Origin of the sequence: Chitinophaga filiformis, from assembly GCF_900102545.1 — a bacterium.
GTDB lineage: Bacteria > Bacteroidota > Bacteroidia > Chitinophagales > Chitinophagaceae > Chitinophaga > Chitinophaga filiformis.
In genome coordinates, this window is record NZ_FNBN01000007.1 from 245,488 (window position 1) to 264,635 (window position 19,148).

Consider the following 19,148-nt stretch of genomic DNA (forward strand, 5'->3'; position numbering starts at 1 on the left):
TCGATGGCAGTAAGCAAAATCAGGTGCCTGGTTGTAGATGATGAACCACTGGCAATAGCTATCCTGGAGGATTATATCGGCCAATTGGAAACTTTAGCCCTGGTGGGCAAATGCAATAATGCCATTGAGGCATTACAATTCCTGCAAAAGAATAAAGTGGACTTATTGTTCCTTGATATCCAGATGCCGAAACTGACAGGTATCGATTTCCTGAAAACGCTATCCAACAGGCCCAAAGTAATTTTCACTACCGCATTCCGGGAGTATGCGCTGGAAGGTTTTGAGCTTAATGTCCTGGATTATCTGCTCAAACCTATTCCTTTCGAACGGTTCCTGGCAGCAATTAACAAATACCATTCCGCAAGTGAGTCTTTAAATCCTTTACCGCAAATTCTAATTCCTCAGGATAGCAGAATACCTGGCGAACAGTTTATTTATCTTAAGTCAGATAAGAAGATGGTTAAGGTCTTTTTGAAAGACATCCTTTACATTGAAAGCCTGAAAGATTATATCAAAGTAAAAACATCTGCTCAGGAAATAATTACCTACCAGCGGATCGGTTACCTGGAGGAAAAGTTGCCTGACATACAATTCCTGCGTATCCATCGGGCATATATCATTGCAACAGATAAAATCAAATCATTCAGTACCTCTGTTATTGAGGTGGGAGACCTTGAGCTTCCGATTGGCCGCCAATATAAAACAGAGGTCATGAAAGCCCTGGGGATGCGGGAATGACAGCGTAATGTCTGAGGCTAAGAAATGTCAGTTATTAAACTACTTAATTTACAATCCCCTTCAAGTCTTTCGATTTGAAGGGGATTTTTTGTTCGAAGTGTTCTTTGAAATCAGTCTGCTTAGCCATTGTACGCATTCAGCCATTTTGCCTTAATATCAGCACGGGCTTTTATAAATTCTTTGTCAGTTCCCTGTGCAATGGCATCCAGCGGAAAACGCAGCGGACGACTGCCTTTTTTCATATTTATCAACTCCAGGATACCATCTGCTATTGTTTGGGGATTCATATTGAACTTCGTCATTTTGCCAAATAATGAATTTCCTAATGCTGCGAATTTTTGTGCAGCCGCTTCACCATATTCCGCGATGATATTTTCTTTATCTGCGTTCAGTCCGGTTTTGGAGCCATCGTTCATCTCTGTTGGATACACTCCGGGCTGGATACTTACGTTTTCGATACCGTAATCAGCCAGTTCATCCTGCATGCCTTCGGTAATACTTTCCACTACATATTTGGAAGCCATGTAAGGGATCATAAAGGGCAATGTGTGCCCGCTGGCACCGGTAGTAATGTTGATGATCAAGCCATTTTTAGCCGCTCGCATGGAGGGTAGCACAGCGTTATAAGTGCGCAGGACGCCATAAAAATTCACTTCAAATATTCTTCTGATCTGTTCCAGTGTATAGCCTTCCAGTAAACCAAAGCCAGCAACTGCGGCGTTGTTAACAAGTACGTCTATGCTACCATATTTCACCAGCACTTTGTCGAATGCTGCCTTTACTGATTCGTCGCTGGTTATATCTATTTCTACTACTTCTACGTTGGGCAAGGCCGACAGTTCCTTTGCTACGGCGGCATTCTTTCCATCTATATTACGCATCCCGGCAATTACGGTGTGACCCGCATTGGCTAATGTAATAGTAGTAAGCTTGCCAAAACCGGTACTGGTGCCTGTGATAAAAATTGTCTTTGACATGATTGTAATTTTTTGTTATTGTGATAACACAAAGTTGCTACAACCATAAACCCTGGTAAATGAGGTAGGACAAGAAATAAATTGATCTACATCAAGCGGAAAAATACTGAATTGACATAAGTACAGTAAAAGAAGCTTTGTAGTGCTTCTTTACTTTTTTGTTATGCCACTTCTGATGCGGCTAAGTGTTTCGGGTTTAATGCCCAGGTAAGAAGCTATCATAGCCTGTGGGATACGCATAGCAAAGTCAGCATACTTTTGAATAAAATCCAGGTATTTCTCTTCAGCGGATTTACTAATGCTGGATAAAATACGGTTTTGATTGACATTGAAGCTCTTCGAAATAATCGCATTAACCATATTCCCGAAAGCCGGAATTTTAGAACAGATCATTTCAAAGTTCGTGTCGGTAAATAATACCACTTCACAGTCTTCAATCGCATCTATGTTCAGTCGCGACGGCGTCTGGTTCAGCAGGCTTTCCCGGTCGCCGATCCACCAGTTTTCTACGCCGAAATAAATAATATGTTCAAGGCCTTTATCATCTACCGCATACATACGCATGCAACCTTTGGAAATGAAGGCATGATATTTCCACACATCACCCTCTTGCAGCAAGTATTGTTTTTTTCGTAATTTCTTCAGAATTGATACGGAGCGTATCAATTCCTTTTCCTCATTGGTCAATTCGATCTTTCGATCAAGGTACTGCTGAAAAGTATCGTACACGTTTTTTTTATAAAAGTAAGCAAAGATCAGAGAACTGCCCTAACTCCTTTGTTCCCGTCTTTTGTGTTAGACTTTCCTCCTTTGGGGTTATGACCCAATTTTAGCTATTCGGTTCTTAAACTCTTTACGGGATTCATCAATGCAGCTCTGACCGACTGAAGGCTCACTGTAACTATTGTAATGCAAATCACTGCTGATCCGGCGAGGGCAAACACCCACCAGCTTATGGTAATGCGGTAGGCAAAGTCCTCCAGCCATCGATTGGTGAAATACCATGCAAGCGGAGAGGCAATGACAATAGCCAGCACTACCAGCTTTAAAAAATCTTTTGAGAGCAGCAGCACTATCTGGCTTACAGAGGCGCCCACTATTTTGCGAATGCCAATCTCTTTCACGCGTTGGGTGGCCGTAAACGCGGCTAAACCAAACAAACCGAGACAGGAAACCAGGATAGCGAGTATAGAAAAATACAACACTACGCTGCCGGTACGTTGTTGAGCGCGGTATTGGTTGTTGAGTATCTGATCAACAAACTGGTATTCGGGTACCGTTTGCTTTTCATATTTCCTGTATAATTGTTCAATGGCTGAAATAGCTTTGTGCAGTTGACCCGGATTTGTTTTCACCAACAGATTACTATAGGATTCCCGGGGGCAGTAACGAAATAGAAATGGCTCTATGGTAGCCGTAAGTGGGCGAAAATGAAAGTCTTTCACCACACCGATCACTTTGCCGGGCTTGTCCCATAAAGTAACCGATTTACCAAGGGCCTGCTCAGGAGTCCATCCCATGCGTTTGGCAGCTGTTTCGTTAATGAGGTAAGCCGAAGAAGTGTCGGAAGTAAAACGTGTATCAAAATTTCTCCCTGCTATTAATCTCATACCGGTAGTATTCAAATAATCAGGGTCGATATTTGCCTGTGTCATCAAAAATTTATCGTCCGGTAATTGTCCTTCCCATTGTATGGCATAGGTTGAATTGACCACGTCCACAAGGTTATTCGATGAGCCTGATACGTGGGCAATACTATGTTGCTTTTGCAGGTCAGCCTTCAGCAATGCTGGATTTTTACGCAGCTCATTCTTCATATTCACCACCAGTAATTGAGATTGGTCAAACCCCAGGTCTTTCTCCTGTAAAAAAGCCAATTGCTTATAAATGACAATAGCGCCTATAATAAGCACAATGGAAAATATAAACTGTCCCGTTACCAGGGTTCGCCTGAAAAGCCGGCCCCCCTGCACATTAAAAACACCTTTCAACACCTTATCAGGCTTGAAGCCCGACAAATAAAATGCAGGGTAAATGCCTGCCAGCACACTAACCAGTAAAGTAAAAACGGCAATAGCCAACCAGTACATCCAATTATAAACCGGAATGGATATTTGTTTGTCTGCAATGTGGTTCATCAACGGCAAAAAGACAGTCAATAATGCCTGCGCCATGCATACGGCAAGCAGCGTCATAACCAGTGATTCACCTATAAACTGAACTATAAGCTGTATGCGAAAGGCGCCAATAGCTTTACGCACACCTACTTCCCTGGCCCTTTGTATAGCGCGTGCCGTTGACAGGTTAATAAAATTGAATATGGCGATCAGTAAAACAATAAGCCCTACAACACTAAAGATGTTGATGTAAACGATATTGCTGGTTTTACTCCAATCTGTCTGAAATGCGAAATCAGAATGCAGATAAATATCATATAATGGCTGCAGGGATAAGGCGTCTTTTGATTCGGGCATGAACCTGTTGAGGTACTTATATAATTGTTCGCTTATACCGGCAACATCTGCATCCTTCCCCAATTGTATGTAAGTATGATAATCATTATTATCCCAGCGGTTTCGTTCAGGCTTTAGCTCATCATAGCTAAAGGACAGCAATGCATTGAACTGAATATGTGAATTTGTGGGCGGATCTTTAGCAATACCTGTCAGTGTCAATGTCCGTTTATCATTGAACTGAATGGGTCTTCCTAGCAGGTTTCCCGAGGTACGCCAGGCAGTTCCAAACATGCCGTCAGCAAGGCTCTCCGTGATCACCACCTCATCAGGTCCCAGCAACACCTTTCGCACATCCCCCTTCACCAATCTAAAATCAAATAAACTAAAAAAAGAGTGATCAACAACCAGCACGTTGCGTGATTCAACGGTAGTATTACCATATTGAAAAAAGCCAGAACGGTCGCCGATGCGGCAGGTTTGCTCAATCCCTGCAAAATCTCTCCTCAGCGAGGAGGCCAGCGGGGAAGGCGTTACTGCCACATCATATACTTTACCGGCCTGCACATTCTTCTCTACCACCCGGTAAATATGTTTACCATGTGAATGAAACCGGTCGTAGCTTAATTCCTCCAGAATAAATAATCCAATAGTCAAACAGCAGGCGAGGCCAATGGCCATACCGGTAATATTGACGGCGGAATACACCTTGTTCTTCCAAAGGTTCCTGATAGCAATAGTAAGGTAATTTTTAAGCATTACTTACACGCACATTATTAGTGCCGGTTTACTATTGGCATTACAATCAATTAGATATATTTTGCGCCAAAATGTTAACTGTTCATTTTTGATACGCCAGGTGTTCATTTATGGTGATGGTCAACCGGGAAAGAATGTGGTCATAATAGCAATTCATGTCATAAAGGCGCTAATTGAATGAGATGATGATATCCTTTCTCAAAGGGAGGTTCTTTAACAGCCGTTTGCAGGAATTCCATCACAGGTCGCACGGCGGGATCCTGTAAATGACGTTGGAATGCATTCAGGTTAAGGAATTTCTTGTAGATAACGAACCTCGTCTTATGATACACTACCCTGCTCAATGTAAAGACCAGCAAGCCCGGTTCGTACCGGAACGTGGACATCATCGCCTGATTGATCGATCTGAAATGATCTTCCATACCCGCTTTCAGGTCTGCCAGCAACAGGATGATCAGGGGCTGGTCATTGTCTTTTGGCGCCTCCCGTGAAATCCCTTCCAGGTCTTCCAGGAAGATAGTCCCAACCCGCTTTGCCAGCCCAACCCTGGCCAATTTATTAACCATTTTTGCGGCGGCACTACTCCTGTTCATTTTATAAAAAGCCTCATTGCGCCATCGCTCAATGACCCATATAATGGAACCGTCTCCCTTTTCATAATAAGCTTCTGCCAATATATTACCAGGTGCCGTTCCCGAACTGAGTACATACTCACTCAGTACTTCTCCGAATTCATTCTGCGAGGAAGGTTTCAACTGATATAGTTTCAATACAGCTACAGCGTTGTCTGAGGGCCGGGCCGATATCAACTTCCTAACTATGGCGATAAAGGATAAAACGGGGCTCCTCCATCTTTCGAACATTTTCATTTGATAGATATTGAAAAAGCAATTGGTTTAGCAGGTAAATATGGTAAGAACCCCTCCTCCAGACAAATAACCTGCGTAATAGATGCTCTCATTATTCTAATAGCTACAGCACCGGTCGTGCAGGAAAAAGAAACGGCTTTGCCTTTTTTTTATTAGCTTTCCCGCAAAGACCCTTTGGAATCGTCCGTTTTATATCAACCCGTAAAAGAAAAATATGTCAAGGGGAATTATTGCTTACCTCCTATTCTGGCTGTTGCTGACACCCTTTACGGGCTTATCACAACTTCCGTCGTCGTCGGCCATTCCCGGCTATTCTTATCACCCGATGCGTGAGGACAAGGCCTCCTGGCAGCGGTTAAGCCTCCTGATGGGCGCCACTTTTCTAGTGGTTGCCAAGGAAGGACAGGTGGACCTGGATAGTTGTCTGCATGCGGCCAGCCGTTCCATGGGAATAAGCCGGTTTACCCTGCTGGCAGAAGGAATCGACGATCCGGAGCTCGCAGCACAATCAAAGTGGATCGACCGGTATGAGCCGGCACAGGGTGTAAGTCTGCTTTCGGAGACCTCTGGTAAAAGACATGCGCAATTATTACTGCTGCTGGGCGCTTATTATGCTTTTCAGCCTCATAATTACTACAAGCACAAAGACAGTGTCGAGTATTTTCTGACGAGGGCCATACAGGAGAGCAAATCACTCAAAGAAGACAAGCTGGGCAGGCTGGCGCTTTGCCTGCTTGTAAAAGTATATGCCCTGGGTAACGATGAAAAGGCCGATTCGGTTTGCCAGACATTGATCGTGCAATGCAGACAGGCAGGTGATAAAGAAACAGCAGCAAGAGCATTAGCCTACCGGAGCAAATTTACGCCTCCCCTGGCTTCCACGCTAAAGAGAAAGATCGATGATGCGCAGCAGGCGGCGGCACTCTATCACAGCGTGGGTAACGTTGAAGGCGAGGTAAATGCTTTGACAGACCTGGGCTATTTACAGATGATTATCGGACAAAAACAGACCGCGTATGAAAATCATCTGAAAGCATTCGAACTGGCTGAAGCGATTCATTATCCTTATACCCATTATAATACGCAGGCGCTTGTTACCGTCACGCTCTTTCAGGGAAAGTTTGGCGAACCGCTACGGTATACCTATCAGCTGATCAGAACTGCTGAGGAGACCCGTGACAGTCTCGCCTGGGGCTATTTTTATACTAACCTGGCGCAATTGTATGGATGGGAAGGCAGAACAAAAGAAAGCATTGAATGGTCGCGAAAGTCGGTCAACCGTTTCGTGGCCGAACGTAATACATCGGTATACCGTATGTTAGATAATGTGGTGCTCTACATGCAGGAGAATGGCCAGGCGAGAGAAGCGCTGGACCTTGCACTGGACATCTCGAACAAAGTGGGCTATCCCACCACTTTTTCGGACCAATTCTCCTACCACACGGTATTCTCCGACTGTTATATAGGACTCCACCAGCCAGATCAGGCAGAAGTGCATATCAACAAACTTGATAAACTGGAAACCAAAGCTGAAACTGTCAGAGGGCCGATGAGACGATCTGAAGTTGATGGGCAGTATGCCTACTTATTGATGGAACGGAAACAATACAGGAAAGCGAGGGAATTTCTTAATAAGCGATTCGTTTCCCCCGGGCTTATGGATAGCTACCTGGCACCTAATCTTCAGGCATACCGGCAACTGATCTTTATCGACTCGATACTCGGCGACAATACCGCTGCGGTAGCGCATTACAGGAGGTATACGCAGTTACGCGATTCCGGCTTTCAGATATCTAAATTAAGACAGGCAGAAGAGCTCCAGGTCATCTACCAGATGAAGGAGAAAGAGAACGAAATAAGCTCCCTGACACAGCAGACAAAGCTTGAGAAAGCCAATTCGGAGAAGGCAGCCCTTGTAAGGGACCTGACGATAGCCGGCATTTTTGCGGCCCTTATCATCGCCGCTTTACTATACCGGCAAAGCCGCCTAAGGAAGAAGAACAATGAGGTGATCGTAGCGAAGAATGAACAACTACAACAGTTACTTGCGGATAAGGAATGGCTGTTAAAGGAAATACACCATCGCGTTAAAAATAATCTTCAGATCATCATGAGCCTGTTGGATTCACAGTCAGAATACATTAACAATGATGCTGCGCTTGCGGCCATTGAAGACAACATGCGCCGGGTACATGCGATGGCGCTCATACACCAGAAACTTTATCAGTCGGAAGATATTGCCACCATTGCCATGCCGGGTTACATCAATGAACTGGTGAACTATGCGCGGGAGAGCTTCGACACGAACAACCGGATCGTTTTTGAGCAGAAGATTGAGCCGCTGAACCTGGATGTATCGCAGACCGTTCCGCTGGGGCTGATCATCAACGAAAGCATCGTCAATGCCATCAAGTATGCATTTCCTCATGGACGAAAAGGGGTTGTTCGTATACATTTTTACAGGGATGGAACACGTCATTTAGTACTGAAGATAGCAGACAATGGCACAGGCCTGCCGCCGGGGTTCGACACAAAGGCGCATACATCTCTGGGATTTGACCTGATGCAGGGGCTTACCAAACAATTGAATGGCAGCTTCCTTTTTGAAAGCAATAACGGCCTGCACATAACGATCAGATTTATGGAATTTAACAGTCACTATTCACCCAAAACCTTGATCAACCTTTAAGTTACTTTTTGAATGGAAAAGAATGTGCTCATTGTCGAAGACGAATTTATTGTAGCTAATAATCTCCGGCAGATTTTAGAGCGGTTTGGCTATGCCATAACCGGTATTGCAGCTTCTGCCGAAGAAGCGGAAGCATATCTCCAAAAACAAAAACCGGATATCGCCCTGCTTGATATCCGACTGCAGGGAGAACGCTCGGGTATCGATATAGCCCGGAAATTAAGGTCTGAAAACATAGCCTTTATCTATCTGTCGGCCAATTCCAATCAAAAGATACTGGAGGAAGCCAAGACAACAGAGCCTTATGGCTTTTTGGTGAAACCTTTCAGGAAAAAGGACTTACTGGTCATGCTGGATATTGCATGGTATCGTCATAAGCAGGGCCTCGAATCGATCATGCACCAGGAAAGCCTCTTACAGCAACAAATAGTGGAAGTGAGCCTTGAAAACCTGCAAAGCGAGCAAAAATTGCTGAAGATTGCCAGGATCCTGCAATCACATCTGCCATTCGATCTTATTGCGAGTGGCCTCAGACCACTTACTATGGACGCATTCGACGACAAAGCGTATTTGCGTGTCGGGTTCGACGAATACCAGTTCATAGGTGAAAAAGAATTATTAACCATTACCAACTTAAAGAAAACTGCACTGTCTGTAATTCTTGCCAACAGCCATACCGATATCAGCACGGTCATTTATAATCATGAAACACCTGGCGTAAAACCGAATGTTCCTTCACTTCAAAAAACACTGATCGAAACATTTGCGATAGAATCATACCTGGTATTTCCCGTTACACTTGGTAATGGACAGTCGTTTCACTACTTTTTCTACAGTCGGCGGCGGGATACTTATAATCATCGCCATATTTCCTTACTGAACCGGCTACGCCAGTGTCTGGTAACCGTAGCCGAAACACTGGTCCCTTCAGCAGGCCCACTGGGAAGAGCGATGGCAGCACCGTCGGGACTCCCCGCATTCAGCAATATTATCGGAAACCACCATCTCCTATTAGCGGCACTCGACCTCACTACACAGGTAGCACCGTACAACACATCAGTGCTGATCCTCGGAGAGAGTGGCACGGGTAAAGAAAAAGTGGCCCATTCCATTCACTTACTCTCGCCCCGTAAAAATGGACCATTCATCAAGGTAAATTGCGCGGCCATTCCGGCTACGCTTATGGAATCGGAACTATTTGGCCATGAGAAAGGCGCTTTTACCGGCGCGCTGGAGAAAAGAAAAGGCCGGTTTGAGCTGGCCGATGGTGGCACCATCTTTTTAGACGAAATCGGCGAACTTCCAACTGACATGCAGGTGAAGATATTGCGCGTTTTGCAGGAAAAGGAAATTGAATACGTCGGCGGCGGCTCTCCTGTCAACGTCAATGTTCGCATCATTGCTGCCACTAACCGGAACCTGGAGAAAGAAGTAGCTGCAGGCAATTTCCGGCTTGACCTGTATTATCGCCTCAATGTATTTCCCATTACATTGCCACCGCTGCGCGAACGAAAAAGCGATATAGAAGGTCTGGCCACTTATTTTGCAGAAAAGTTCTGCCGGGAATTCAATAAGCCGTTCATGGGCATTGCGACATCCGCGATGGAAGACATGATGGCTTATCATTGGCCCGGCAATATTCGTGAACTCGAAAATGTAATAGAGCAATCTGCCATTCTCAACGACGGAAAGTCTGCATTAACACTGAAGCGGAATCTAACGGGAACAGCAACCGCATCTACTCCGGAGGTGAGTATTAAAAATCTGGAAGACGTAAAGCGCATTCAAAGAGAAACAGAAAGGAACTATATAATTTCTGTTCTCAAAAAAACATTCGGCCGCATCCGGGGCGTGAATGGTGCTGCAGAATTGTTGAATATCAAACCCACCACGCTGGAATCAAAAATAGATAAGTTGAATATCAAAAGGGATGATTTCATGAGTTCAGGAGGTAATCAATAGACTTTTGCCTGAATAACACCATCTACGCGTTCCCAATCCGCGGCAGCTGTCGTCGCTTTTCGCCATCAGTTAAACGACTGTCTGAACTCCAGGGGTAAAAGCTTCGTTTTAGCTTTGAACAGCTTGCTGAAAGATTGTGGGTGCTCAAATCCCAGTTCATAAGCAATTTCACTAACAGATAAATCTGTTGTAGATAATTTTTCCTTTGCTTTTTCAATCAGCTTGTCGTGAATGTGTTGCTGTGTGCTTTGTCCTGTCAACCGTTTAAGCACGCGGCTCAGATAACTTACGGATACATTCAGATTTTCAGAAATAGATTGAACTGTAGGTAAACCTTTTTGAATCAAATCATCGCTGTTGAAATAATCAGTAAGTAAATTATCCAAACGGCTCAGGATCTGATGATTTCCTATTTTCCTGGTGTTAAATTGTCTGTGGTAAAATCTCTCGGCATAAGTAAGCAATAGCTCTATTTGTGCAATAATGACGTTTTGACTGTGATCATCAATATTTGAGTGGTATTCCTGCTGAATATCCCGGATGATACCGGTAATAATTACTTCTTCTTTTTCTGAAAGAAAAAGTGCTTCGTTCACAGCATAATTAAAAAAATCGTATTGCTTTATACTTTTTGCTAAAGATGTATTCCAAATAAAATCGGGATGGATGAGCAGCACCCATCCCGATTGTTTTAATTCTTTTTCTTCTTTGTCAAGTGCGATACTAAAAAGCTGATTAGGCGCCATAAATGACATGGTTCCCTCATCAAAATCGTATTGCTGTTGCCCGTACTTCAATCTGACAGTGCCTTTCTCATTGAGATTTCTCTTCAGGGCAATCATATAAAAATCCAAAAGCAAATTCACTGGTTCATCGCTGTGTAAATGTTTAGCGGTTTCAACATTTATCACACTAATCAACGGATGTTCAGGTTTAGGCAAGTCCCTGAATTTGTGAAATTCACTTATCGTTTTTATCCTGTGAACTTTCTTGTTTGCCATTTTAGTTTGCTTTTCTGACTTCCAATACAAGTTTACCACGAACGTGCCAAGTTTCACTCTCTTTATGCGCCTCGGCTACTTGTTCCAATGAATAGACTTTGCTTACAACAACCTTCACTTTACTTTCATCGATCAATTGGGCCATTTCTTTTAAGTATTCTGCAGAAACATAGCTACCACTAGCCCCAACGAGTTCACCTTTGGCCTTCTTTTTTGCAAGTGCTTCTTTAATTTCATCACTAAATGGAAAGTCGACGTTTACGCTCACATAGATACCGCCTTCTTTCAATACACTTATACATTTTAATCGTTCATTCTCATCACGAAGTGGTGAGGCGTCAAACACTACGTCAATGTTCTGCAACAATTCTTCAAACCTTTGGTTCCTGTAATCAATCACTTCATCAGCTCCAATTTGCTTCAAAAATTCTAGATTTCCTGCCGAAGCTGTCGCGATAACATACGCGCCTTTTGCTTTTGCAAACTGCACAGCCAAACTGCCAACGCCACCAGAAGCGCCGTGAATGAGAATCTGCTGACCTGCCTGCAACTGTCCCAGTTGGAAGTTACCCGCCCAGGCAACCAATCCTGCCAGGGGTACCCCCGCTGCCTCGTTAAATGAAATGCTTTTAGGCTTCAAGGCAAACTGATTTGCTTTTGCTGAAAAGTATTCAGCATAACTTCCATTGCCGGGAAAATTTGGAACGCCAAACACTTCATCCCCTTTTTTGAAGTCTGTTACGTCGCTACCAACTTCCTCTACAATACCTGCCGCGTCCCAACCCAATATCAAAGGCAATTTTAATATGGGTCTTAAAAAATCATTTCCGCCGTTACGAATTACCCAATCTACAGGATTTACGCCACTTGCGTAACATTTCACCAAAATTTCATCCGCTGCAGGAACAGGACGTTCCACTTCCTGTATTTTCAGGACTTCCGTTCCGCCAAATTCGTTAATTATTGCTGCTTTCATTTTTAATTGTTTTTGTTAGTACAAAGTTGCACTCGTATTAAAAAACAGAAGTAACCTAATTTGACTTTCTGGTAGCCGAAAATGAAGTACGGTATAAACCGGGTAGGCAGACTTGTCTCAACTACCTTCGAACTTACATATTTCCCAGACGCACTATCTTTAACAACATACTTATACTCCTCTGAATTGTTGGATTGTGCATTCACCGATAAAGAAAATGTAAAGAAGGAAAGAGATGCGATCAGCGGCTGCGTAATTTCATAGGTCTATCATATAGTTTTTACTGCATTAAATATATTATATTTATATAAATCTCATAATCTTCAGTAAGTCTGTTCCCAACCCATCATGACAAGATTTTTCTTCTACTCTGACCTTTTAAATATCGTCAATTAACAACGGCGGACTAGCTAATGGGAACTAATCCTCCTATTGTCTGTTAAAAAAACACGACTATAGCAGCTAAAAAAGAAATAACAACAAAAAGCAAAAATACCTTTGTAGTATTGGCAGTATGAAATAAGTTTACTTACTTTGTATTACAAAGTACTTCTATGTCATCAAATATTGAGAAATTCAGGAGGGAAATAAAGGCCTGGCTTATCTTTTTTATCATAGCGCTCCTGCTGAGTGGTATCACCGCCTTCCCCGTAGAGACTGAGTTGCAATGGGTTTGCTCCTGGTGGCCTGAGCAATATTCCGCCTTCTATAAATGGCTATTCACCTGTTACCAGGCAATAAGGCATACCAATGCTCAATATCCTTATCTGGCCTATGGATACGACTGGCTGGCATTTGCCCATATCGTAATTGCGATCGCTTTCATCGGCCCTCTTAAGGATCCTGTAAAAAATATATGGATCATCGAATTCGGCTGCATAGCCTGTATTCTGGTTATTCCTCTCGCCTTTATAGCGGGACCTGTCAGGCAGATTCCTGTTCTCTGGCGATTGATTGATTGTTCGTTCGGCATTATTGGTATAATTCCCTTGCTAATATGTCATAGAAAAATAAAACAATTGGAAAAAGCAGTAGCTTAAAAAAGCAATTGAGATGAAGACATTTGTGGAGGATACATCAATTGTAAAGAAAATATGGAGCACGACAGATATTACACTTTTTATATTTGCCGGCGCCAGTGCTGAATTCGCCCTGAATAAGCAGGTTGACTGGTTATACTTTACAGGTAGATTACCCGGCGATCCTATCGGACGCTTGTTCTCAACGGTGAAATACGCACAGTACATTATCTTCAAAGAAGAAAAAGAAGCGATTGCTTCGATCGGAAAAATAAATGCAGTACATCAGAATGTTGAGTCTGCACGTGGTTATAAAATATCCGATGAAGGCTACCAGAGCGTATTATACATGCTGATCTATTATTCGATCGTCTCTTTTGAACTATTTGAGAGAAGATTAACGACTGAAGAGAAAGATGACATTGTAAGCACCTTTGCCAGAATAGGTCATCATATGCAGATCCACGATCTTCCTTTTGATTATAAGGAGTGGAAAAAAAAGTATGAATACCAGTTGGCCCACAACCTTCAGAATAGTTCATTTACCGGGGACCTTTTCAAACAGTATAGAAAACATCTAGGCGCTTTCCGTTATTTTCTGTTGTTGGATATTCAAAGGATACTGGTATCCAGACAAGTGAACCATCTACTCGACCTGGGACGTCCACGACTTGTTCAGCTGCTGATTCCGGTTTACAGACTGATACGCAAATACAAATGGCATAAGGAGCTAATAGTAATGATGGTACCCACTAAGTTTAAAGAACAGGTGAAGGCTATGGACCAAAGATAAAGTCAGTACCACCAATCTGGGTACTTTTGCCACCGAAAAGAGAACGCAGGTGCCAACGACAGTCAATCCTGATAGCGCTCCGGGAGTGCCTTTCCTCTCTCATAATCCTAATTATCTGGGCGCGCAGCAGGATACATACATTGATCCAACCAATGTACAAATGGAACAGGTTTGGGGTTCAAGACTTCATGTCGTTGGATCCGGAAAGGGAATATGGATTTACTGAAAGAATTGGAAAGACGCCTCTAAACAGCTAACCTCACCCCCTTCACGCAATCGTTGCCGATAACGATTGCGTAAAAAAATCATCGGAAGCCTGATCAACCTATCAATTAATTGCTGAAATTCAGCCTACCCCCTCATTACTATCTTTCAACAATTAAAACCCACATTATGAAAAACAACTCCCTCATTATCTTGCTTTATCTGGCCCTTGCCAGTTGTCAGAAGAACAATTCAGTATCCCCTGTCCTTACTGACGAAAACCACTTCTCTTTAGCTGTTGTTACTGCAGCTGCCAGTAGTGTAACAGTGAATACAGAATCAGCCCTCAAGTCGGCCGTTAGTACTGCGAAGGCTGGCGATATCATCACCATCAGCGGTACTATCAAACTTACCAGTACTTTACAATTACTAAACAGCGGCACATCCAGCTCCAAGATCAATCTAACTGGCGGTGTGCTGGATTGTTCGGGCATATCATCCGGCTGGGGTGTAAAATGTAATGGAAGTTACTGGAACATTACAAACATGACTATTAAGAATGCTCCTGATTGCGGTCTTGTATTCCAGTATGGAGGTTATAATTATGTGTATAATGTTACGACTTCCGGCAATCATGATTCCGGTTTACAGATCTACAATCAGTCGCATCACAACAACATCAGTTATTGCAATTCCAATGACAATTATGATACACAGAACGGCGGTGAAAATGCGGATGGCTTTGCCTGCAAGCTATCAGCCGGACAAGGTAACAAATTTGATCACTGTAAGGCCAACCACAATTCAGATGATGGCTGGGACCTGTACGGACAACCTTATACAGTTACCATCACCAATTGTACAGCCACCAATAACGGCTATGGCGGCAATGGGGATGGCAATGGCTTCAAATTAGGTAGTTCCGGACAGAACGTGGCTCACACCGTTACAAACTGCACATCAAGTTATAATATGGCTTCTGGTTATGATGGAAACGGAAATACCGGTCATATTACTACTACCGGAAGTACTGGTACTGGTAATGGAAAAACGCTGTTTTACAGGATATATTAAAACGTAGGGTGAATGGGCAAACAACTGCCCATTCACCCTAAAATGTAAAGAGTTACAGCTGCTGCCTACCTTACTTCGCATTCGGCTGATAAGTAAACTTCTGTCCGCCAAGGGCTGCCTCAAGCATTAACCCACCTTTTTCCTGACTAAACACCAGCACACCATCCCGGTATTTAACATTGGCTGCTGCACCTTCCTTGGCAGCAATCGCTGAAGCCTGTCCGGAGAATTCAAGTTTGTTATCCTTAAAGTGATCCAAAGCTGCTTTATCTTCAAAAAATACGACTTCCCTGTACGCCTGACCACCAAACTGGAAACCGGCGGTTACCTGTACCATTTTCGCGAGGCCGATAAATTTTCCTTTTTCATATACAGCACCTCTACCTGCGGCTCCGCCAACACCGGCAGCACCTTTACCTACATTAGGAAAAATAACATACCCGTAACTGTGATCAAAAAGAGGATCCATAAGTTTGTCAGTCTTGACAAATTCAGCTTTCGCCTTTTTACTATCAGCAATGATCCTTTCTTTGTCCTGGCCTCTAACCATCATCGGGAGTAATGATCCTGCTAACAGGATGACAGCAAGGCCCATAAGATACTTTTTCATAGCAATACCTTTTGGTTAGAAAATGATGACCGGGCGCGGCAAATTCTCTTAAGTTACCGGCACGATCTGTACTTATACTGAATGGTAACAAGTAACATGCCATGGGAAGTTATCACGTCTGAAAGGACAAGCTATCTATATCTTATACATGGAATTAATTTACATTTTTTGCTGGTAACGTTAATCTATTAAGCTGGGGTATTGTATGTTCCTTTCGCTGGCATCCTGAGGAGTCTGCTTAAATAATTTCGCAATATGGATACATCAATATCGCATCATTTTGGGGTATGATAATGTTTCAACAATTCACAGTAACCCTTAAATAAGTGGCGGGGATTACGGTACTATTATCTGATCCGCTTTTATTCTCCCTGTTAAAAAGATCATTCAGCTCATTTTGTAATTCTTCTGATTTGCCATTCTTCTCTGCAGCTTCAAAAGCGTTCATCGTAGGCCCATAGAAATTTCTAAACACCGTAACAAACTCAGAAGGGGAATACGGTGCAATAAAAGTATAAGTATCCCTTTCAAAGGATATATTCTCTTTCTCGATACCAGCATTACCAAAACGCTCAATCACGTTACTCTCTACGCCCCAGGTCATCGGACTGATGAAACCTTCCGGTTGAGGTGGTGTATACGCTGAACTGATCTTCAATATCTGGGCTACCAGTGTTGGATCGCCGGGTATCCAATTGCCCATCACTATTTTCCCACCTGGTTTTGTTACACGAACCATTTCTTTCGCAACATCAAAAGGCTTAGGCGCAAACATGGCTCCGAAGATGCTAATCACCATGTCAAAGGTTTTGTCTTTTAACTCACTCAGATTGCCTGCATCCCCTTCCTGGAATGTGCAATTAGTAAGGCCCTCTTCTTTCGCCCGCCGGTTTCCGGCTTCTACAAGATTTCCTGCGATATCAACACCTGATACCTCAGCACCAAGCCTTGCCTCCGGCAATGCCGTAGTGCCATCGCCACAGCCCAGATCAAGTACTTTCATTCCTTTGGCAACCCCTATTTTCGACACCAGTTCCTCGCCGCTCTCACGCATGGTCTGAGCAATACGTGTAAAGTCTCCCTTTTCCCACAATGCTTTGTTTGGATTCATACTGTTTTATTTTAAATGATCAAAAATTGTAATTCCCCTTTTTGGGACAGGCAGTCGGACAGGCATCCGGAAACATCCGCTGGTAACAAAGTAACAAAAGCCAGCCGCGACTGGTTCAACACTCCTGTCAGATTTTCTCCTATTGTTTAATTTATCTTGTAACGTCTTTATGGATAATATATAATTACAGGGGGTGTGAACTGATAACTGGCATTGAACATGAACATTGGTCTAATTTCAATGGATATTAATAGCTTCATGTGGATGATTTGCAAATGCAGCTAATGCATAACAAACAGCATAATTCTGCTGCAGAAATAGTGATTTTGGGCTACTCAGAACACCTGTCAACAGCCACAATCTATGGTCAATACAGGTAGAAACTTTATTTCACATTAGCAAATGTTTAGCATCGATTCCTGTCCTAAAAACACTTATATTCGTTATGATAATTTTTTAACCCAGACACAAAAAAGAACCATTATCTATGAAGAAATTGTTCCCTATCGCATTAATGTTATGCGCATTCTTTTCCTTATCCAGTTTTGCTCCTGTACGCTCTGATGCCCCTGTGATCAAAAAGAGTGCACGTACGTACTCCTTTCCAATCACCGGCACTACTGATGGTACACCGGGAGCCGGCCAGCCAGCGGGTACCATTGCATACGAAGTAAATGGCAGTGGAACCATCCCGTCTTCTATCACATTCAGAACATTGTCCGGTACTTCGCTGGGAACTTATCCTTTTAGCCTGAGTTCTCCGAACAACTACCTCGCAGGAGGTCTGGCTATGAAAGCACAAACATCCATTTCAGGTGTGTATTTTCATATCAGCAACGCTTGCGGTGCCGGATATTGCTTAGAGTTCATTGGTGGAGTTTGATGATTTGATACCCATTCTGATCCTACAAGTTTTTCAAAATAAAAAGACCTTCCCGGTACGTCGGGAAGGTCTTTTTACCTTCTTCACATCTACCTGTTTCAATTCACTGCACGCAAAAACTATTCTAATGATCCAGCGGCACTAAATCATAGTAACAACACTCAGGTACGAACCCTCTTAAAGACTAAATTCATTGTATATCAACTTTTCATTCCACCTCCTGAGCAACATCAGTCGCTCAAATCCTCAGAATCAGTATTTACCCTGCTCTCCATCACCTTTTTCATACTGCATCTGCTCTAGGTTTGCATCAACAAGAAACCAATGTCATTATGAAAAAGTTACTATTATTCAATGTTCTATGCTGCCTCAGTTTATTAGGATTTGCCCAACAGAAGGGAGAATGGCGTGCACGCCTGAGAGCCACTGCTGTAATTCCAGACGCCAGTGCTAACATCAGTACAATAGGCGGCAGTGCTGATATCTCCAATACTGTGATCCCTGAACTGGACTTTACCTATTTCCTTTTTAACCGTGTATCTGCAAACCTCATCCTCGGAACTACCAGGCATAAGGTAAGGGCTACGGGCACCACTCTTGGCGATGTAGATCTGGGAAAAGTATGGCTGCTTCCTCCTACCCTGACTTTCCTGTATCATCAGCCTGTTGCGAAAGGAATACTGCCTTATATTGGCGCAGGCGTTAACTACACCATATTCTATGGTATCAAAGAAGGTCCCGCTATTGCGGATATCTCCTATAAGAACAAATTCGGCTTTGCTACCCAACTAGGGCTTGATATAGATATCAGTAAAAAATGGTTCATCAACATAGACGCAAAGAAGATCTGGCTGAAAACAGAGAATACGGCCACCACAGTTCCTGAAGTAGCAGGAGGCGCAACCGTATATGCCGATACAAAGATCAATCCCTGGCTATTAAGTGTAGGTGTGGGATTGAAGTTTTGAGAGCGGTACATAAAAGACCGGCATATATAAAGAGAGCTGCCCTTAAGAGCAGCTCCTTTTTT

At 43.3% G+C, this 19,148-nt stretch carries 16 protein-coding genes; 8 read left to right on the forward strand and 8 right to left on the reverse strand.

Features of this window, described 5'->3' with window-relative positions; all coding sequences use genetic code 11:
* Positions 1-3 precede the first annotated feature (3 nt).
* Complete coding sequence (locus BLR32_RS25270) at positions 4-738, forward strand: LytR/AlgR family response regulator transcription factor (protein WP_089835842.1); 735 nt, start codon at positions 4-6, stop codon at positions 736-738.
* Between the two features lie 119 nt (positions 739-857).
* Here the strand turns inward: BLR32_RS25270 and BLR32_RS25275 are convergent, their stop codons facing one another.
* From BLR32_RS25275 to BLR32_RS25290, 4 genes are all read right to left on the reverse strand, one after another.
* Positions 858-1,715 (reverse strand): SDR family oxidoreductase, encoded by an 858-nt coding sequence (locus BLR32_RS25275; protein ID WP_089835843.1) that lies wholly within the window; start codon positions 1,713-1,715, stop codon positions 858-860.
* A 150-nt stretch (positions 1,716-1,865) separates the two neighbouring features.
* Positions 1,866-2,444 carry a Crp/Fnr family transcriptional regulator gene (locus tag BLR32_RS25280; RefSeq protein ID WP_089835845.1) on the reverse strand — a complete coding sequence of 193 codons (579 nt, stop codon included), beginning with the start codon at positions 2,442-2,444 and terminating at the stop codon, positions 1,866-1,868.
* A gap of 104 nt (positions 2,445-2,548) precedes the next feature.
* Entirely contained in the window at positions 2,549-4,927 is a 2,379-nt protein-coding gene (locus BLR32_RS25285; protein ID WP_089835847.1) for an ABC transporter permease, read from the reverse strand.
* Between the two features lie 158 nt (positions 4,928-5,085).
* Complete coding sequence (locus tag BLR32_RS25290) at positions 5,086-5,796, reverse strand: antibiotic biosynthesis monooxygenase (protein ID WP_089835849.1); 711 nt, start codon at positions 5,794-5,796, stop codon at positions 5,086-5,088.
* A 214-nt stretch (positions 5,797-6,010) separates the two neighbouring features.
* On the opposite strand from BLR32_RS25290, the gene BLR32_RS25295 reads away from it, so the two are divergent.
* On the forward strand, positions 6,011-8,485 hold the full coding sequence (locus BLR32_RS25295; RefSeq protein ID WP_089835851.1) for a sensor histidine kinase: 2,475 nt from the start codon (positions 6,011-6,013) through the stop codon (positions 8,483-8,485).
* A 12-nt stretch (positions 8,486-8,497) separates the two neighbouring features.
* Complete coding sequence (locus tag BLR32_RS25300; protein WP_089835853.1) at positions 8,498-10,447, forward strand: sigma 54-interacting response regulator; 1,950 nt, start codon at positions 8,498-8,500, stop codon at positions 10,445-10,447.
* Positions 10,448-10,512: 65 nt separating this feature from the next.
* Here BLR32_RS25300 and BLR32_RS25305 read toward each other — a convergent pair whose 3' ends face one another.
* Entirely contained in the window at positions 10,513-11,448 is a 936-nt protein-coding gene (locus tag BLR32_RS25305; protein WP_089835855.1) for an AraC family transcriptional regulator, read from the reverse strand.
* A 1-nt stretch (position 11,449) separates the two neighbouring features.
* Positions 11,450-12,424 carry an NADP-dependent oxidoreductase gene (locus BLR32_RS25310; RefSeq protein ID WP_089835857.1) on the reverse strand — a complete coding sequence of 325 codons (975 nt, stop codon included), beginning with the start codon at positions 12,422-12,424 and terminating at the stop codon, positions 11,450-11,452.
* 554 nt (positions 12,425-12,978) lie between these two features.
* On the opposite strand from BLR32_RS25310, the gene BLR32_RS25315 reads away from it, so the two are divergent.
* The 3 genes from BLR32_RS25315 to BLR32_RS25325 all read left to right on the forward strand — a co-directional run bounded on the left by BLR32_RS25315 (position 12,979) and on the right by BLR32_RS25325 (position 15,514).
* Positions 12,979-13,464, forward strand: a complete 486-nt coding sequence (locus tag BLR32_RS25315) for a hypothetical protein (protein WP_089835859.1) — start codon at positions 12,979-12,981, stop codon at positions 13,462-13,464.
* A 13-nt stretch (positions 13,465-13,477) separates the two neighbouring features.
* Complete coding sequence (locus tag BLR32_RS25320) at positions 13,478-14,236, forward strand: oxygenase MpaB family protein (protein ID WP_089835861.1); 759 nt, start codon at positions 13,478-13,480, stop codon at positions 14,234-14,236.
* 393 nt (positions 14,237-14,629) lie between these two features.
* Positions 14,630-15,514 carry a right-handed parallel beta-helix repeat-containing protein gene (locus tag BLR32_RS25325; RefSeq protein ID WP_089835863.1) on the forward strand — a complete coding sequence of 295 codons (885 nt, stop codon included), beginning with the start codon at positions 14,630-14,632 and terminating at the stop codon, positions 15,512-15,514.
* A 70-nt stretch (positions 15,515-15,584) separates the two neighbouring features.
* On the opposite strand, the gene BLR32_RS25330 is transcribed toward BLR32_RS25325, so the two are convergent.
* Positions 15,585-16,124, reverse strand: a complete 540-nt coding sequence (locus BLR32_RS25330; protein ID WP_089835865.1) for a lipid-binding SYLF domain-containing protein — start codon at positions 16,122-16,124, stop codon at positions 15,585-15,587.
* Positions 16,125-16,422: 298 nt separating this feature from the next.
* Positions 16,423-17,235 carry a class I SAM-dependent methyltransferase gene (locus tag BLR32_RS25335; protein ID WP_089835867.1) on the reverse strand — a complete coding sequence of 271 codons (813 nt, stop codon included), beginning with the start codon at positions 17,233-17,235 and terminating at the stop codon, positions 16,423-16,425.
* A 487-nt stretch (positions 17,236-17,722) separates the two neighbouring features.
* Here BLR32_RS25335 and BLR32_RS25340 point away from each other — a divergent pair, with 487 nt between their 5' ends.
* A complete protein-coding gene (locus BLR32_RS25340) occupies positions 17,723-18,118 on the forward strand; it encodes a hypothetical protein (RefSeq protein WP_089835869.1) in 396 nt (131 codons plus the stop codon).
* A 332-nt stretch (positions 18,119-18,450) separates the two neighbouring features.
* Positions 18,451-19,086 carry an OmpW/AlkL family protein gene (locus tag BLR32_RS25345; RefSeq protein WP_089835871.1) on the forward strand — a complete coding sequence of 212 codons (636 nt, stop codon included), beginning with the start codon at positions 18,451-18,453 and terminating at the stop codon, positions 19,084-19,086.
* Positions 19,087-19,148 lie beyond the last annotated feature (62 nt).

What these genes read in the sequence shown, in the direction of transcription:
- BLR32_RS25325 (WP_089835863.1), top strand. Translation starts at nt 14,630, where the DNA reads ATGAAAAACAACTCCCTCATTATCTTGCTTTATCTGGCCCTTGCCAGT.
- BLR32_RS25305 (WP_089835855.1), bottom strand. Translation starts at nt 11,448, where the DNA reads ATGGCAAACAAGAAAGTTCACAGGATAAAAACGATAAGTGAATTTCAC.
- BLR32_RS25330 (WP_089835865.1), bottom strand. Translation starts at nt 16,124, where the DNA reads ATGAAAAAGTATCTTATGGGCCTTGCTGTCATCCTGTTAGCAGGATCA.
- BLR32_RS25295 (WP_089835851.1), top strand. Translation starts at nt 6,011, where the DNA reads ATGTCAAGGGGAATTATTGCTTACCTCCTATTCTGGCTGTTGCTGACA.
- BLR32_RS25290 (WP_089835849.1), bottom strand. Translation starts at nt 5,796, where the DNA reads ATGAAAATGTTCGAAAGATGGAGGAGCCCCGTTTTATCCTTTATCGCC.
- BLR32_RS25315 (WP_089835859.1), top strand. Translation starts at nt 12,979, where the DNA reads ATGTCATCAAATATTGAGAAATTCAGGAGGGAAATAAAGGCCTGGCTT.
- BLR32_RS25310 (WP_089835857.1), bottom strand. Translation starts at nt 12,424, where the DNA reads ATGAAAGCAGCAATAATTAACGAATTTGGCGGAACGGAAGTCCTGAAA.
- BLR32_RS25285 (WP_089835847.1), bottom strand. Translation starts at nt 4,927, where the DNA reads ATGCTTAAAAATTACCTTACTATTGCTATCAGGAACCTTTGGAAGAAC.
- BLR32_RS25300 (WP_089835853.1), top strand. Translation starts at nt 8,498, where the DNA reads ATGGAAAAGAATGTGCTCATTGTCGAAGACGAATTTATTGTAGCTAAT.
- BLR32_RS25335 (WP_089835867.1), bottom strand. Translation starts at nt 17,235, where the DNA reads ATGAATCCAAACAAAGCATTGTGGGAAAAGGGAGACTTTACACGTATT.
- BLR32_RS25270 (WP_089835842.1), top strand. Translation starts at nt 4, where the DNA reads ATGGCAGTAAGCAAAATCAGGTGCCTGGTTGTAGATGATGAACCACTG.
- BLR32_RS25275 (WP_089835843.1), bottom strand. Translation starts at nt 1,715, where the DNA reads ATGTCAAAGACAATTTTTATCACAGGCACCAGTACCGGTTTTGGCAAG.
- BLR32_RS25340 (WP_089835869.1), top strand. Translation starts at nt 17,723, where the DNA reads ATGAAGAAATTGTTCCCTATCGCATTAATGTTATGCGCATTCTTTTCC.
- BLR32_RS25320 (WP_089835861.1), top strand. Translation starts at nt 13,478, where the DNA reads ATGAAGACATTTGTGGAGGATACATCAATTGTAAAGAAAATATGGAGC.
- BLR32_RS25345 (WP_089835871.1), top strand. Translation starts at nt 18,451, where the DNA reads ATGAAAAAGTTACTATTATTCAATGTTCTATGCTGCCTCAGTTTATTA.